General features: G+C 71.4%; 10 protein-coding genes. 2 read left to right on the top strand and 8 right to left on the bottom strand.

What is annotated here, in order from left to right; all coding sequences use genetic code 11:
* Positions 1-145: 145 nt before the first annotated feature.
* The 6 genes from ACIRHA_RS28965 to ACIRHA_RS28940 form a co-directional block, all read right to left on the bottom strand.
* On the bottom strand, positions 146-1447 hold the full coding sequence (locus ACIRHA_RS28965; RefSeq protein WP_403851792.1) for a M50 family metallopeptidase: 1302 nt from the start codon (positions 1445-1447) through the stop codon (positions 146-148).
* Positions 1444-2712, bottom strand: coding sequence for a 1-deoxy-D-xylulose-5-phosphate reductoisomerase (dxr, locus tag ACIRHA_RS28960; protein WP_403851789.1), 1269 nt, complete (start codon positions 2710-2712; stop codon positions 1444-1446). Before dxr ends, ACIRHA_RS28965 begins: the two co-directional genes overlap by 4 nt.
* A gap of 62 nt (positions 2713-2774) precedes the next feature.
* Positions 2775-4709 carry an acyl-CoA dehydrogenase family protein gene (locus ACIRHA_RS28955; protein ID WP_403851786.1) on the bottom strand — a complete coding sequence of 645 codons (1935 nt, stop codon included), beginning with the start codon at positions 4707-4709 and terminating at the stop codon, positions 2775-2777.
* Positions 4710-4925: 216 nt separating this feature from the next.
* Positions 4926-6368, bottom strand: coding sequence for an aldehyde dehydrogenase family protein (locus ACIRHA_RS28950; protein ID WP_403851783.1), 1443 nt, complete (start codon positions 6366-6368; stop codon positions 4926-4928).
* A gap of 253 nt (positions 6369-6621) precedes the next feature.
* Entirely contained in the window at positions 6622-8307 is a 1686-nt protein-coding gene (locus tag ACIRHA_RS28945; protein WP_403851780.1) for a PucR family transcriptional regulator, read from the bottom strand.
* Between the two features lie 176 nt (positions 8308-8483).
* Positions 8484-10847: an ATP/GTP-binding protein gene (locus ACIRHA_RS28940; RefSeq protein ID WP_403851777.1), complete on the bottom strand. Its 2364-nt coding sequence runs from the start codon at positions 10845-10847 to the stop codon at positions 8484-8486.
* Between the two features lie 340 nt (positions 10848-11187).
* Here ACIRHA_RS28940 and gabT point away from each other — a divergent pair, with 340 nt between their 5' ends.
* Both gabT and ACIRHA_RS28930 read left to right on the top strand, forming a co-directional pair.
* Positions 11188-12522: a 4-aminobutyrate--2-oxoglutarate transaminase gene (gene gabT, locus ACIRHA_RS28935; protein ID WP_403851775.1), complete on the top strand. Its 1335-nt coding sequence runs from the start codon at positions 11188-11190 to the stop codon at positions 12520-12522.
* Positions 12523-12701: 179 nt separating this feature from the next.
* Positions 12702-13511: a phosphatase PAP2 family protein gene (locus ACIRHA_RS28930; protein ID WP_403851772.1), complete on the top strand. Its 810-nt coding sequence runs from the start codon at positions 12702-12704 to the stop codon at positions 13509-13511.
* Here ACIRHA_RS28930 and ACIRHA_RS28925 read toward each other — a convergent pair.
* Positions 13465-15246 carry a chitinase gene (locus ACIRHA_RS28925; RefSeq protein ID WP_403851769.1) on the bottom strand — a complete coding sequence of 594 codons (1782 nt, stop codon included), beginning with the start codon at positions 15244-15246 and terminating at the stop codon, positions 13465-13467. The genes ACIRHA_RS28930 and ACIRHA_RS28925 overlap by 47 nt on opposite strands.
* A gap of 176 nt (positions 15247-15422) precedes the next feature.
* Positions 15423-15881, bottom strand: coding sequence for a hypothetical protein (locus ACIRHA_RS28920; RefSeq protein ID WP_403851766.1), 459 nt, complete (start codon positions 15879-15881; stop codon positions 15423-15425).
* Positions 15882-16023: the final 142 nt, after the last annotated feature.

Raw genomic sequence — 16023 nt, 5'->3', positions numbered from 1 at the left:
GAGTCCAGAGGCTTCCGAGATTACGTCACCGGCGCGTGCCCGAGCACATCGCGCCCCCCGAAACCCTCACAAAGAGGGACTGCCCGGTACTCATGGTGCCGGGCAGTCCCGAACCGCGTACAAACGGCGGGTGACGGGCTTCTGATCAGGAGATCTTCACCGGGTTCACCACATCTGCGATCAAGACGAGCACCGTAAAGCAGACAAATACCCCAGCCACCACGTACGCCACCGGCATGAGCTTCGCCACGTCGAACGGGCCCGGGTCGGGGCGCCGGAACACCTTCGCCAGGTTCCTGCGCAGCGCCTCCCACAGGGCGCCCGCGATGTGCCCGCCGTCGAGCGGCAGCAGCGGCAGCATGTTGAACAGGAAGAGCGACAGGTTGAAGCCCGCGACCAGCATCAGCGCCATCGCGAGCTGCTGCGTCGCCGGGATGTCCATGGTGAAGATCTCACCGCCGACCCGGGCCGCGCCGACCACGCCCATCGGAGAGTCCTGCTCGCGCGGGCCGTCGCCGAAGGCCGCGTCCCACAGGGCGGGGATCTTCGCGGGCAGCGCGATGATGGAGTCCACCGCGTCGCCGACCCGGTCGGACATCCACGTCACGGAGGAGCCGAAGTCCTGGCGCACGACGCCGGTGGCCGCGGTGAAACCGAGGAAGCCGGCGTTGACGTAGCCGTCGGTGATCTGGCCGCTGGCGTCCTTCTTCGGCACCTGGTTGGTGGCGATCTTCGCGTTCAGCGTCTGCTGGTGCCCGTCGCGCTCGACGACGATCGGGACCGTGTCGCCCGCGCTCTTGCGGATCTCGTCGGACAGGGCGTTCCACTCGTCCGTGGCGACCCCGTTGAAGGACACGATCTTGTCCTTCGGCTGCAGGCCCGCGGCCTTCGCCGGGGACTGCGGGTCCGAGGCCTTGCAGGTGTCGCGGTGGGCACTGGCCTGGATGACGCAGGACGAGACGGACGAGACGACGTTCGTCTGCTGAGTGACGCCGAAGCCCATCAGGACCGTCAGGAACAGGCCGATCGCGAGGATCAGGTTCATGAAGGGTCCGGCGAACATGACGATGACGCGCTTCCACGGCTTGCGCGTGTAGAAGAGCCGGGTCTCGTCCCCCTCCTTCAGCTCCTCGAAGGCCGCGGCGCGCGCGTCCTCCACCATGGAGCGGAACGGCGAGGTCGAGCGGGACTCGATCCTGCCGTCCGCCCCCGGCGGGAACATGCCGATCATGCGGATGTAGCCGCCGAGCGGGATGGCCTTGACCCCGTACTCGGTGTCGCCCTTCTTCCGCGAGAAGATGGTGGGCCCGAAGCCGACCATGTACTGCGGTACGCGGATACCGAAGAGCTTCGCCGTCGACAGGTGGCCCAGCTCGTGCCAAGCGATGGAGAACAGCAGACCCACCGCGAAGATGACTACGCCGAGGATCATCATCAAGGTCGTCATGCACGGGCCTCCGCGGCTGCCTTGTCCGTTGCGGTCAGTTCACGGGCCCGGGCGCGCGCCCAGGTCTCCGCTTCGAGGACGTCCGCGACGGTGAGCGAAGTTCCCGATTCGGGTGTGCCGTGTTCGTCGACCACCCTTGTCACGGTCTCCATGATCCCGTTGTACGGCAGGGCGCCCTTCAAAAACGCGTCCACGCACTCCTCGTTGGCGGCATTGAACACCGCCGGGGCCGTGCCCGCGAGCTCCCCCACATGACGGGCGAGCCCCACGGCCGGAAACGCCTCGTTGTCGAGCGGGAAGAACTCCCAGCTGGAGGCCTTCGTCCAGTCGAACGCGGGCGCGGCGTCGGGGATCCGCTCGGGCCAGCCGATGCCGACCGCGATGGGGCCGCGCATGTCGGGCGGGGTGGCCTGGGCGAGCGTCGAGCCGTCGACGAACTCGACCATGGAGTGCACGTAGGACTGCGGGTGCACGACGACTTCGATGCGGTCGAAGGGGATGTCGTACAGCAGGTGCGCCTCGATGACCTCGAGCCCCTTGTTGACCAGGGTCGAGGAGTTGATGGTGATGACCGGGCCCATCGCCCAGGTGGGGTGCGCGAGGGCGTCCTCGATGGTGACGTGTCCGAGGTCCGCCTTCGTGCGGCCGCGGAACGGGCCGCCGGACGCGGTGACGACGAGCTTGCGGACGTCGGCGCGGGTGCCGCCCGCGAGGGCCTGGAAGAGTGCGGCGTGCTCGGAGTCGACCGGGATGATCTGGCCGGGCTTGGCGATGCGCTTGACGATGGGGCCGCCGACGATCAGCGACTCCTTGTTGGCGAGCGCGAGGGTGCGGCCCGCTTCGAGGGCGGCGAGCGTCGGGGCCAGGCCGATGGAGCCGGTGATGCCGTTGAGGACGGTGTGGCAGTCGCCACGGCCCGCGATCTCGGTGGCGGCGTCGGGGCCGGAAAGGATCTCTGGGAGCTTCTCCCCCGCCCCGTACCGCGCGGCCAGCGCCTCGCGCAGCGCGGGTACGGCGTCCTCGCGGGCCACGGCGACGGTGCGCACGCGCAGCCGGTGCGCCTGCTCGGCGAGCAGTTCGACGCGGCCGCCGGCGGCGCTGAGCGCGGTGACGCGGAACCGGTCGGGATTGCGCAGGACGAGGTCGACGGCCTGCGTGCCGATGGAGCCCGTGGAGCCCAGGACGACGACGTCCCTGGGGGCGTCGGCCGGGGCCGGGTCGAAGACGAGGTGCGGGTCCGCGAGGGGGGATGGGCTGTCGCTCATCCCCCCATTCTTGCGTGAACTCCCTGTGCGTCCGACACGGGATGGCACAAGCGTGGCCGGGATCAGCGGATCGGCCGGTGCACGTTCTCGCGTTTGCTGGGTCCGGGCGTCGCCTCCGCGATCCAGGGGCCGTCGCCGCTGGGGTCGACGACGCCCTGCTCCAGCCACGTGTACGTACCGCCGATGACGCCCTTGACGACCTTGCGGTCCAGGTCGTCGGTGTTGGTCCAGAGCCGGTCGAAGAGCTCGTCGACGCGGATCCTGGACTGCCGGCAGAAGGCGTCGGCGAGCTGGTAGGCCTCGCGGCCGTACGCCTCCGTGGAGCGCAGGAGTTCGGCGCGTACGCAGGCCGCGCTCATGGCGAAGAGTTCGGCGCCGATGTCGACGATGCGGCCGAGGAAGCCCTGCTTCGTCTCCATGCGGCCCTGCCAGCGGGACATGGCGTAGAAGGTGGAGCGGGCGAGCTTGCGGGCCGAGCGCTCCACGTAGCGCAGGTGCGTGGAGAGGTCCGGGTGGCCGGACGGGTTGAACTCGCCGTACGTACGCGGGAGTTGCCCCGGCCCTGCCACCAGCTTCGGGAGCCACTTGGCGTAGAAGCCGCCCGCCTTCGCACCCGCTTTCGCCTTGTCGGAGAGGGACTTGTCGGGGTCGATGAGATCGCCCGCGACCGAGAGGTGGGCGTCCACGGCCTCGCGTGCGATCAGCAGGTGCATGATCTCGGTCGAGCCCTCGAAGATGCGGTTGATCCGCAGATCGCGCAGGACCTGTTCGGCGGGGACGGCCCGTTCGCCGCGAGCCGCGAGGGATTCGGCCGTCTCGAAGCCGCGGCCGCCGCGGATCTGGACGAGTTCGTCCGCCATCAGGCAGGCCATCTCGGAGCCGTAGAGCTTGGCGAGGGCGGCCTCGATGCGGATGTCGTTGCGGTCCTCGTCCGCCATCTGCGAGGAGAGGTCGAGCACGGCCTCCAGGGCGAAGGAGGTCGCCGCGATGAAGGAGATCTTCGAGCCGACCGCCTCATGGAACGCGACCGGCCTGCCCCACTGTTCGCGCTCCGCCGACCACTCGCGGGCGATCTTCAGGCACCACTTGCCGGCGCCGACGCACATGGCGGGCAGCGAGAGCCGTCCGGTGTTGAGGGTGGTGAGCGCGATCTTCAGGCCCGCGCCCTCGGGACCGATCCGGTTCGCGGCCGGGACCCGTACCTGGTGGAAGCGGGTGACGCCGTTCTCGATGCCGCGCAGGCCCATGAAGGCGTTGCGGTTCTCGACGGTGATGCCCTCGGCGGCCGCCTCGACGACGAACGCGGTGATGCCGCCCTTGTGGCCCTCGGACTTCGGTACGCGGGCCATGACGACGAGGAGGTCGGCGACGACGCCGTTCGTGGTCCACAGCTTCACGCCGTCGAGTACGTACTCGTCGCCCTCGGGGACCGCGGTGGTGGCGAGCCGGGCCGGGTCGGAGCCGACGTCGGGCTCGGTGAGCAGGAAGGCCGAGATGTCGGTGCGGGCGCAGCGCGGCAGGAACGTGTCCTTCTGCTCCTGCGTGCCGAACTGCTTCAGGGGCTGGGGCACGCCGATGGACTGGTGCGCGGAGAGCAGCGCGCCGATGGCGGGCGAGGCCGAACCGACCAGCGCGAGGGACTTGTTGTAGTAGACCTGCGTGAGCCCGAGGCCGCCGTACTTCGTGTCGATCTTCATGCCGAGCGCGCCGAGCTCCTTGAGCCCGTTGATCGTCTCGTCGGGGATCCGCGACTCGCGCTCGATGCGGGCCGAGTCGATCTTCGTCTCGCAGAAGTCGTGCAGCTTGGCGAGGAACTCCTCGCCGCGCTGTGCGTCCTCGTCGGCGGGCATCGGGTGCGGGTGGATGAGGTCGAGCCGGAACCGGCCGAGGAACAGTTCCTTGGCGAAGCTGGGCTTGCGCCAGTCCTGTTCGCGGGCCGCCTCCGCGACTTCGCGTGCTTCTCGTTCCGAGACCTTGGGCCGGGGTGTTGCGGACATGAGGTTCACCTCGCCGCGCGTCGGGTCCACCGCCCGGCTCGTTACCGACCGGTGCTACTGGATCGTATGTACCCGATAACGGGCATGTCGACCAGCCCCCGTGCACCCGAACGCCGACGGCCGGAGCCCCCGCACAGTGGGCTCCGGCCGTCGTGACCGACGCGTGGATCAGGCACGCGCCGGGGTCTTGGTGTCCGTACCGGCTTCGCGGGCGTACTACAGGGCGAGGCCCGTCAGGACGAGGACGCGCTCGTACGTGTAGTCGTCCATGGCGAACTTGACGCCCTCGCGGCCGACGCCGGACTGCTTGGCACCGCCGTACGGCATCTGGTCGGCGCGGTAGGACGGGGCGTCGCCGATGACGACGCCGCCGACCTCGAGGGCGCGGTGGGCGCGGAACGCGGTCTGGAGGTCGTGCGTGAACACGCCCGCCTGGAGGCCGTACTTGGAGTCGTTGACGGCGGCGAAGGCCGCGGCCTCGCCGTCCACCTTCTTGACCGTGAGGACCGGGCCGAAGACCTCCTCGCAGGAGATCGTGACGTCGGCCGGTACGTCGGCGAGGACGGTCGGCGCGTACGTGGCGCCTTCGCGCTTGCCGCCGGCGAGGAGGGCGGCGCCCGCCTGCACGGCCTCGTCGACCCACGACTCGACCCGCTTCGCGGCGTCCTCGCTGACGAGCGGGCCGACGTCCGTGGCGTCGTCCGCCGGGTCGCCGGTGACCTGCGCCTCGACGGCCGCGACGATCTTCGGCAGGAGCCGGTCGTAGACGGTGGCGTCGGCGATGACGCGCTGCACCGAGATGCAGGACTGGCCGCCCTGGTAGTTGGAGAAGGTGGCGATGCGGCTCGCCGCCCAGTCCAGGTCCGCCTCGGAGGCGTAGTCGGCGAGAACGACGGCCGCGCCGTTGCCGCCGAGCTCCAGGGTGCAGTGCTTGCGCGGCACGCTGTCCATGATCGCGTAGCCGACCGGGCCCGAGCCGGTGAAGGAGATGACCGGCAGGCGCTCGTCCTGTACGAGGGCGGGCATGCGGTCGTTCGGGACGGTCAGGACCGACCAGGAGCCGGCCGGGAGGTCCGTCTCCGCGAGCAGCTCGCCGAGGATGAGGGACGAGATCGGGGTGGCGGGCGCCGGCTTGAGGATGATCGGCGCGCCGACCGCGATGGCCGGGGCGACCTTGTGGGCGCTCAGGTTCAGCGGGAAGTTGAAGGGCGCGATGCCGAGGACGACGCCCTTCGGGATGCGGCGGGTGATGGCCATGCGGCCGGTGCCGCCCGCGTCGGTGTCGAGACGCTGGGCCTCACCGCTGTTCCAGCGGCGGGCCTCCTCGGCGGAGAAGCGGAACACGGAGACGGCGCGGCCGACCTCGCCGCGGGCCCACTTGATCGGCTTGCCGTTCTCCGCGGAGATCAGCTGGGCGATCTCCTCGGTGCGCTCGATCAGGCGGTCGGCCACGTGGTTCAGGGCCTTGGCCCGGACGTGGGCGGGGGTCGCGGCGAACTCGTCGACCACGGCGTGGGCGGCGGCGACGGCCTCCTCCACCTGGGCCTCGGTCGGCTCGGCGACGGTGCCGACGAGGCGGCCGTCGTAGGAGTTGTGGACGTCGAACGTCGTGTCACCGGTGGCCTGGCGGCCGGCGAGCCAGAAGGCGTGGGTGGTCATGAGTACGTGTACCGGCCTCTCCGTGGTGGGTGGGGGTGCGTGTGACCACGGTAGGTCGGTAGTGGCGGGTGACGGTTTCGACGTTACGGAGTGGTGGACGGGGTCGTCTTCGACAGATCGGCAGAACGGCGTTACGGCCACGGGGCTCTGCCCCGGACCCCGCTGCTCAATCGCCGCAGGGGCTTGACAGATCCAGCCCCGCCGGCGTTTGAGGCGCGGGGTTTGGGGCGGAGCCCCAAGGTTGTGGCGGCTCCTACGCCCCCGTCGCCTTCAGGGCCAGCCACAGCTCCATGCGGACGTCCGGGTCGTCCAGGGAGCGGCCCAGGATTTCCTCCACCCGACGCATCCGATAGCGAAGCGTGTGGCGGTGGACGCCCAGGTCCGCCGCCGCCGCGTCCCACTGCCCGTGCCGGGAGAGCCACGCCCGGAGCGAGGCCACCAGGTCACCCCGACCGGTGGCGTCGTGGTCACGCAGCGCACGCAGCAGGCCGTCCGCGAACGCCCGCACCGCATCGTCGCCGAGCAGCGGCAGCACCGAACCCGTCGCCACGTCCTCGTGCTCGACGAGAATCCGCCCACGCCTGCGGGCAACGGAAAGCGCCTGTTCGGCCTGCTTGTACGCGGACACCGCCGCGATCGGCCCGGCCGGCGCCGAGAAGCCGATGACCAGTTCCTCCTCGGACGAGCCCTCGCCGCGCGTGGACTCCAGCGCCTCCGCGTACTGGAGGCAGGCCTCGGCAGCCGTCCCGCCGTCGACGGCGAGCAGCACGAGGCGCTGGTTGTCGGGGACGACGAGCAGCGCCTCCCCGGAGCGCGCCGCGGCGGACTCCACCACGTCGGCGAGGACCGGGATGGGGTCTCCGCTGCTCGTACGCAGTTGAGAGCTTGGGGAAGGGCCCACACCGGGACCACCGGCCCCGGTCACCGCCTCCGCGAGCAGCGCCGCCGTCCCGGTCGACGTGCCCCCGCCCCGTGCCGCCCTCCCGCTCGACGGCGGCGCCACGGAGTCCGCGATCACCATCCGGAACGGCGCGTCGAGCAGCGCCCCGTACAGGTCGCCCGCGACGGCCCGCGCGTGGTCGGGCTCCCCCGCGAGCAGCATCCGCAGGACGGCCGCGCCGATCCGCTGCTCGGCCTCGTACAGCGCCCGGGAACGTTCGGTGGTGAGGGTCAACAGGGCGATCGCCGAGTGCAGGGCGTAGCGCTCGGCCGTGCCGAGGGTCGCGGCCGTGCCCACCGCGAGCGCCGCGCGGGGCCGCCGTCCCGTGCCGATGGAGTGCAGTTCGACCCGGTCGTCGGAGCCGCTCTCCACCACCGCGCTGGCCGGCGCGGGCCGGTCCCGCAGCCGCTCGACCTCGCCGGTCAGGCGGGCGGCGCGGCGGCCCGCCCAGTCCGGGGCGGTGGCGACGACGGCGCCCGACGCGTCGTACAGCGCGGCCCACCCGTCGACCTGGGCGGCGAGCACGCCGAGCACCCCTTCGGGTCCGCTGCCCAGCGCCTGCTTGGTCAGTTCGCGCTGGGCGGCGAACCCGGAGGTGACGGCCTTGTACTGCTCGGCGGCGATCGCGGCGGACACCGCCTTGCTGATGGCGATGAACGGCGTGCGCGGCGGCACCGCGAGCAGCGGAAGACCCTCGTCCTTCGCCGCCTTCACCAGGGCCTCGGGGACGTCGTCGTAGTTGACGCCGACGGCGAAGCCGAGACCGACGACCCCCGCCTCGGCGAGCCGCTTCACGTAGCGGCGCATGGCGTCGGGGTCCTCGGCGTCCAGCTTGAGCGCGGTGATCAGGAGGAGCTCGCCGCCCTCCATGTACGGGACGGGGTCGGCGAGTTCGCTCACGTGCGCCCAGCGGACCGGGGTGTCCAGATGCTGCTCGCCCGCGCGCACGCCGAGCTTGAGCGCCGAGTGGTGGACGAGCGAGGCGAGTGTGGGCGGCATGGGCCAGGCCTTCGGGTGAGCGGGGGTGTACACGGGGGCAGGGCGCACAGGTGGATCTTGTGAAGCTTTTGGCCGGTCCGTATGAACGACCAGTGTTGATTCTGCCTTACCGTACGTACAACCGTGGCCCAGCCCCCTGAAAGCTCAGTCAACCTTCAGGCGGTTTCCCGCCGTTTTCAGCCGCGCAGGTCCACGAGCAGCGGCGGAGCGTGCTCCCCGCGCACGGTGGTGAGCGAGAGCACCGCGTGTCCCGGCGGCACCGCGTGCGCCAGATCGGAGGCCGACCAGCGCTCGCGCTCCACCTTCCGCACGGTGACGGCGTCCGTGGTGACGGCCTTCCCGGTCACCATCTGGCGCGCCTTGTGCAGGGCACGGGTCAGCGGCTGCTGCGCGAACACCGCGTGCTGCGCGACCTCCTCGGTCTCCACCCACTCCGTTCCCCAGGCCTCCGCGAAGCGCCGCCCGTCCCACGTCGTGACCCCGGAGAACGCCATGCGGCAGCCGACCGCCGCGTACAGCGGGCCCTGCAGGGGCTCGGCGACCTCGCCGATGGTGCGCAGGCCGAGCACCACTCCGGCGTGCGCGGACCGCAGCCGCTGGATGCCGCGGACCGTCTCGGCGGTGACGGTGCGCGCCGCGTCGTCGAGGACCAGGCAGGCGAAGTGGGAGCGCCCCGCCCGGCCTCGTACGACGGAGGTGAACTGGGCGAGCAGCAGCCGGGCGAGCAGCCGGGACGCCTCTTCGTGGCCCTGTTCGGGCAGGTCGACGCGGACCCGCAGCGGGTGGTGCGCGAGGGCCCGTACGGAGAACGGGCGACTGGCCGCCGGGTCGAAGAAGCCGGAGAAGACCGGGCGGTCCAGGAGGGCGAGGCGGTCGGCGAGCATTGGGCCCGGATCGCCGGCCGTGCCGAACTGGCGCTGCCGGGCGTCGAGTTCGCGGCGCATCGCGGAGTCCGCCATCAGCCGCCCCTTGAGGTCGGCGAGGGCCTCCGGCTCGCCCTCCAGGAGTTCGCGCAGCACCGGCACCGCGGGGAACGCGCCGTGCGCCTCGCGGTAGGGGCCGAGGAGCTGGGCGAGCGCGGTGGCGGCGCGCCCGGTGTCGACGCTCTCCAGGTCTCCGACCAGGCCCTCGGCGAGGAAGCCCGCCGCCTCGTCCGCGTCGGTGGTGTCCGCGTACAGGTCGAGGTCGTGCACCGACGCCCGGTCGCCCGGCCTGACCACCACGTCGTACGCGTCGTCCGGGCCGAGCGGGGTGCCCTGGGCGCAGACCGCGAGCACGGCGCACTGCCCGGTGAGCGCCTGGAGCGCCAGGGACTCGACGACGGGGCGCACGACCCCGGCCGTCTTGCCCGCGCCCGGCGGGCCGACGGCGAGCAGCGAGGTGCCGAGCAGGCTCGGGTCGAGGGCCACGCCCGCGCCCCGCAACGCGTACGGATTGCGCTCGTCGCTCGCGTAGGAGCCGATCCGCACCTGGCCGACGAGCAGGTCGTGCGCCGCCGCGCGGGCCGGCAGATCGCGCTGGCCCGAAGGGTGCGCCCAGGCGCCCGCGCCCTGCTTGAGCACGGTCTTGGCGAAGGCTGCGGGGTCGGCGGTGTGCCGCCAGGCGTGGGTGACGCGCGCGCAGTCGACGTCGTTCATGCGGCCGCCCGCGACCTCGGCGGTGAGTACGTCGGCGGCCCGGTCCTGGCCGGCCTCGCGCAGCTGCGCCCAGGCCGCGCGCGCGGGCTGCGCCGCGGGACGGGGCGGCGCCTCCTTCTTGCGGCGCGCGGACCAGACGTCGAGCCAGCCGCCGATCCGGGCGAACGGCCACAGGACCGCCGCCGTGATCAGGGCGTACAGCAGGTAGGCGAGGACCGGGACCTCGAAGACGCCGTAGCCGCCGGTGATGAGGACGACGAGGGAGAGGACCGGGTCGGCGATCGGCAGCGGCCGCCAGGACAGGCCGAGCGCGTCCGGCCACACGAAGACCAGCACGCCCACGGCGGCGACCGCGGCCACGATGGCCCGCGCGGGCTGGGGCCTGCGGACGATGAAGTGCCGGATGCCCTCCGCCCAGGCCCCGAAACGCCCCACTAGGAAGACGAGCAGAGCGAACGCCACACCTTCGTAGACGACGAGCGCGTCCCACGCCTTCGAGTTCGATTCGCGCGGCGTGGTCGTGCCGGGCCACCACCAGCCGTCCGGCGTGAAGATCTTGAGCGGGGCCCACTGGTACGGCAGCGTGCCGCGCCGCCACAGGCTCCACAGCAGGACGCCGACCAGGAACGACAACGCCATCCATGTCAGCAGCTTGCGCCCGATCGCCGACGTGTCCTGCTGGGGCGGCCGGGGCACGTACTCGTACCGCCACACGCCCGGCTGCGCCTTGGGCCGGCGCGCGGCGAGCCACTCGGACACCGAGCCGCGGGCCGCCGGGGGCGCCTGTCGGGGCATGGGCGGGGCGGTCGGGCGGGGCGGCCGCGCGGGACGCGGCACGGGTGCGGCGGCCTGCCGATCGCCCCCTGCCCCGTGCGTCTCCCGCATCCCGCTGTCGCTGTCCATGGCGTAGCCCCCTGAGCTGCCCGACCTTGCCGGTCCGTATCTGCCGTGTGCGTCGATCGCGCCTCAATCTAATGCCCGTACCAGGGGAGTTCACCGCATACGCGCCCCATGGGCCGGGCCCGTCGCGGAGCGCGCACCCGGCTCGTCCGGAGAGCGCGCCGGAACCACACCTGTCCAAGACGGACAACACGCATCACCGACCCCGCCCGGATGGAGCATGACCGCCCCGTTCCCCCACCCCTAACCTGCGAGAACCCCCCCGAAAGCAGCCCCGGCGAACCGGCGACATCGAGACCGAACCCGGGAGCCGGATCCGGCCCACCAGAAATATGGAGCCCGCATGAGCGACATCCCGCAGGAGCGCCGCGTCGTCACCGCCATCCCCGGCCCGAAGTCGCAGGAGCTGCAGGCCCGCCGCACCGCGGTCGTCGCCGCGGGCGTGGGCTCCACGCTGCCGGTGTTCACCGCCAAGGTCGACCGCGGCATCATCGAGGACGTCGACGGCAACCGCCTCATCGACTTCGGTTCCGGCATCGCCGTGACCTCCGTCGGCGCCTCCGCCGAGGCCGTGGTCCGCCGCGCCTCCGCCCAGCTGCAGGAGTTCACCCACACCTGCTTCATGGTCACGCCGTACGAGAGCTACGTGGCGGTCGCCGAGGCCCTCGCCGAGCTGACGCCGGGCGACCACGCCAAGAAGTCGGCCCTCTTCAACTCCGGCGCCGAGGCGGTGGAGAACGCGGTCAAGATCGCCCGCGCCTACACCAAGCGCCAGGCGGTCGTCGTCTTCGACCACGGCTACCACGGCCGGACGAACCTGACGATGGCGCTGACCGCGAAGAACATGCCGTACAAGCACGGCTTCGGACCGTTCGCCCCCGAGGTCTACCGCGCCCCGCTCGCGTACGGCTACCGCTGGCCGACCGGCGAGGAGAACGCCGGACCCGAGGCCGCCAAGCAGGCCATCGACCAGATCTCCAAGCAGGTCGGCGCGGACAACGTCGCCGCGATCATCATCGAGCCGGTGCTCGGCGAGGGCGGCTTCATCGAGCCCGCCAAGGGCTTCCTCCCGGCGATCCGCCAGTACGCCGCCGACAACGGCATCGTCTTCGTCGCGGACGAGATCCAGTCCGGCTTCTGCCGTACAGGCCAGTGGTTCGCGTGTGAGGACGAGGGCATCGTCCCGGACCTGATCACGACCGCCAAGGGCATCGCGGGCGGCCTCCCGCTCGCCGCCGTCACCGGCAAGGCCGAGATCATGGACGCCGCGCACGCGGGCGGCCTCGGCGGCACCTACGGCGGCAACCCGGTGGCCTGCGCCGGTGCGCTCGGCGCCATCGAGACGATGAAGGAGCTCGACCTCAACGCCAAGGCGAAGGAGATCGAGACGACGATGAAGTCGCGCCTGTCGGCGATGCAGGAGAAGTTCCCGGCCATCGGCGACATCCGCGGCCGCGGCGCCATGATCGCCGTCGAGCTCGTGAAGGACCCCGCCACCAAGGAGCCGAACCCGGAGGCCACCGCCGCCCTCGCCAAGGCCTGCCACGCCGAGGGCCTGCTCGTCCTCACCTGTGGCACCTACGGCAACGTGCTCCGTTTCCTGCCGCCGCTCGTCATCGGCCAGGACCTCCTGAACGAGGGCCTCGACATCATCGAGAACGCGTTCGCCGCGCTCTGAGAAGCCCCAGAACGCCGCTCCGGCAACAGGAGCCACACCGCCCGATCGTGACGACGCGGACCGCGACACTTCCGTGACCTGCGACGACGGTCGGGCGGTGTGAAGAAGGTGTGCGAGGCCCATGGGATGTTGCCCAACCGGCTGTCGCACCCTCAGCCCCTGCCGTACGGTTTCTGCAGATGAGAGAAACACCCCGCTCGCAGGTGACTGCGGGCGAAACCGGGTCGAGGCCTCCCCAGCTTCGCCCTGGTCGTGCCCTCGCGCACACACCCGGAGCTTCCGGCTCCGGAACTCCTCACCGGTCGGACGGTCGCCCGCCCCAAACCCCCCGGGGCGCGCGATACGCCGGCCAGTTCGGCCGGTTCGGAACTACCCCCCCTGTTCCGAACCGGCCGACCATCTTTCTCATCCTCTTCGCCGCGCTTCTCTTCGCCGCACTCACCTGGCAGGTCGCCTCCGACGGCCCGCTCCTCGCGTACGACGAGCGCCTCGGTGACGCGATCCGCACCAGCGCGATCCCCTCGGGCCTTGCGGAGTTCTTCTCCGACCTCGGCAACATGGCGGTCGCCCTCCCGGTCCTCGCCGCCACCCTCGCGTACGTCACGTGGCGCACCCGGACCTGGTTCCCCGTGATCGCCGCGGCCGTGACGATGGCCCTGGTCCCCACCCTGGTGGGCCCGCTCCAGACCCTCATCGCCCGCCCCGGCCCGCCGCCCATGGCACCGGAGACGGGCTTCTACCCGTCGGGCCACGCGGCCACGGCGGCGGTCGCGTACGGGCTGTGCGCGCTGATCCTCCGTTCACGCCGACTGGCCTACGGCTGCGTCCTGGTGAACGCGGCCGTAGGCCTGGGACTCGTGCGGCAGGGGTACCACTGGCCGGCCGATGTGGTGGGGAGCTGGTGTCTGGCGGTGCTGCTGCTGTGCGCGGCGGCGTACGCGGTCAGCCGAAGTAGGCGTCGAAGTTCTTCTGGAACTCCCAGTTGCTGAAGCGGTCCCAGTTGACCGACCACGTCATCAGGCCGCGCAGGGCGGGCCAGGTGCCATGGGTCGGGTACGAGCCGCAGTTGGTCTTCTTGGTGAGGCAGTCGAGGGTCTTGTCGGTCTCGGCCGGGGACACGTAGCCGTTGCCCGCCTGCGTCGAGGCCGGCATGCCGATCGCGATCTGGTCGGGGCGCAGCGGCGGGAAGACGTTGTTCGCGTCGCCCGCGACCGGGAAGCCGGTGAGCAGCATGTCGGTCATCGCTATGTGGAAGTCGGCGCCGCCCATGGAGTGGTACTGGTTGTCGAGGCCCATGATCGAGCCGGAGTTGTAGTCCTGGACGTGGAGGAGCGTCAGGTCGTCGCGCAGGGCGTGGATGACCGGGAGGTACGCGCCCGCGCGCGGGTCCTGGCCGCCCCATTTGCCGGTGCCGTAGTACTGGTAGCCGAGCTGGACGAAGAACGTCTCCGGGGCCATGGTGAGCGTGAAGTCGCTGCCGTACTTGGCCTTGAGGGCCTTCACCGCCGCGATCAGGTTCACGATCACCGGGGTCTTCGGGTTCTTGAAGTCGGTGTCGTCGGCGTTGAGGGACAGGGAGTGGCCTTCGAAGTCGATGTCGAGGCCGTCGAGGCCGTACTCGTCGATGATCTTGGAGACCGAGGAGACGAAGGTGTCGCGGGCGGCCGTGGTGGTCAGTTGTACCTGGCCGTTCTGGCCGCCGATCGAGATCAGGACCTTCTTGCCCGCCGCCTGCTTGGCCTTGATCGCGGCCTTGAAGTCGGCGTCCGACTCGACGCCCGGGCACTCGGTGGCCGGGCAGCGGTCGAAGCGGATGTCCCCGGAGGTCGTCGAGGTGGGTTCGCCGAAGGCGAGGTCGATGACGTCCCAGCTGTCGGGGACGTCGGCGAGGCGGGTGTAGCCGGCGCCGTTGGCGAAGCTCGCGTGGAGGTAGCCGACGAGGGCGTGCGCCGGGAGGTCAGCGGATCCGGTGTCGCCGGGCCCTTCGGCCGTTGTCGCGGTGACCGTGGTCGACTTCGCGGATTCGCCCGCGTCGTTCACGGCGGCGACCTGGAAGCTGTACGCGGTGGTGGGTGCGAGGCCGGTTTCCGTGGCCGAAGTGCCGGTCACCGTCCGGGACTTGGTGCCGTTGCGGTACACCGCGTAGCTCGTGGCGCCGGGGACGGCCGACCAGGACAGGCCGACGCTCGTCGCGGTGACGGCCGAGGTCTTGAGGCCCGTGGGCGCGGCAGGCGGCACCGGGGTGTCGGTGCCGGGGCCGAGCAGGGTGATGTCGTCGGCGGTGTAGGCGGGGCTGCCGTACCAGCCGTGCGTGTAGATCGTGACCTTGGTCGTGTCCCGGCCGGTGCGGAAGGTGGTCCTGAGCTGCTGCCAGTCGGAGGCCGACGGGGTCCAGGTCGACACGTCCGTGGTGCCGGTGCCGCTCGCACCGAGGTAGACGTAGCTGCCGCGGACGTATCCGGACAGGGTGTACGTGGAGTCCGGCTTGACCGTGACCGTCTGGGCGCACCGGGCGTTGTCGGCGCCGGACGGTGTGGCCCGGAGCGCCGATGTACCGCTGTGGGTGGGTGAGTCGACGCTTCTTCCCGTGTCGGACGAACAGGTCCAGCCGTCCGTGCCGGACTCGAATCCGCCGTTGCGGGCGAGGTCGACATCGGCGGCACGTGCGGTGGTGGACAGGGCGGTGAGGCCGGTCGCGGCGAGCGCGGCGGCCGTGAGGCTCATCAAGAGCCTGCGGGATCTGCGGGACTTGGGGGATCCGAGGGATCCGCGAGGTCTGCTGGGTCTGGAGCGGGACATGGCTGCCTCCGGGCGTGGCGGGGAAACGAGCACGGTGGAGCGCGCCCAACTTGGTCCAGACCAATTGAGTTGTCAAGGGTTCGGCATCCGCCGCACTCCCGCTACTCCCCCGTATCCCTTGCCAGTTGGGCCGCCGCCTCGTGCATCGAGAGTTCCAGGAGCGCCGGGTCCGTGAGCGTGCCCGAGCCGTCCGGCGGCACCAGCCAGCGCACGCCGCCCGCGAGCCGGCCGGGGTACGGCGCCACGATCCAGGAGCCGCGCCCCACCGCGCGCACCCCCGTGCCGAGCCACCGGGCGGCCGTGCCCGCGGGCACGAAGAAGCCCATGCGGGCGGCGCCGAAGTCCGCAAGGACCGGGCCCGGCCTGTCGATCACCCGGCGCAGCACGTCGAGCGTCGGATAACCCAGCTCCCCCGGCAGGATCAGCACGTCCCACCGCTCGCCCGCGGGCAGCAGCGCCACCCCGTGCGGATTGCGTTCCCACTCCCAGCGGCAGGCGTCCGGATCCGGTGCCACGGACACCAGCCACTCGACAGCGGCCTTGTCCCCCGAGCCAGTCATGACGGGGCCCTCCTCGTTCACATCGACGCTGATCGTCACGAACGAGAGGGGGAAGTGGCGCGAGCATTACGCGACTTCGGTTACCTGGACGTAGTGAATTTTCGGCACCGCACCCTGCCGGGGCGTACGCCGGGTGAGAAAC

This window comes from Streptomyces sp. NPDC102360, from assembly GCF_044766085.1.
GTDB lineage: Bacteria > Actinomycetota > Actinomycetes > Streptomycetales > Streptomycetaceae > Streptomyces.
This window is presented reverse-complemented; position numbering and strand designations above follow the sequence as displayed.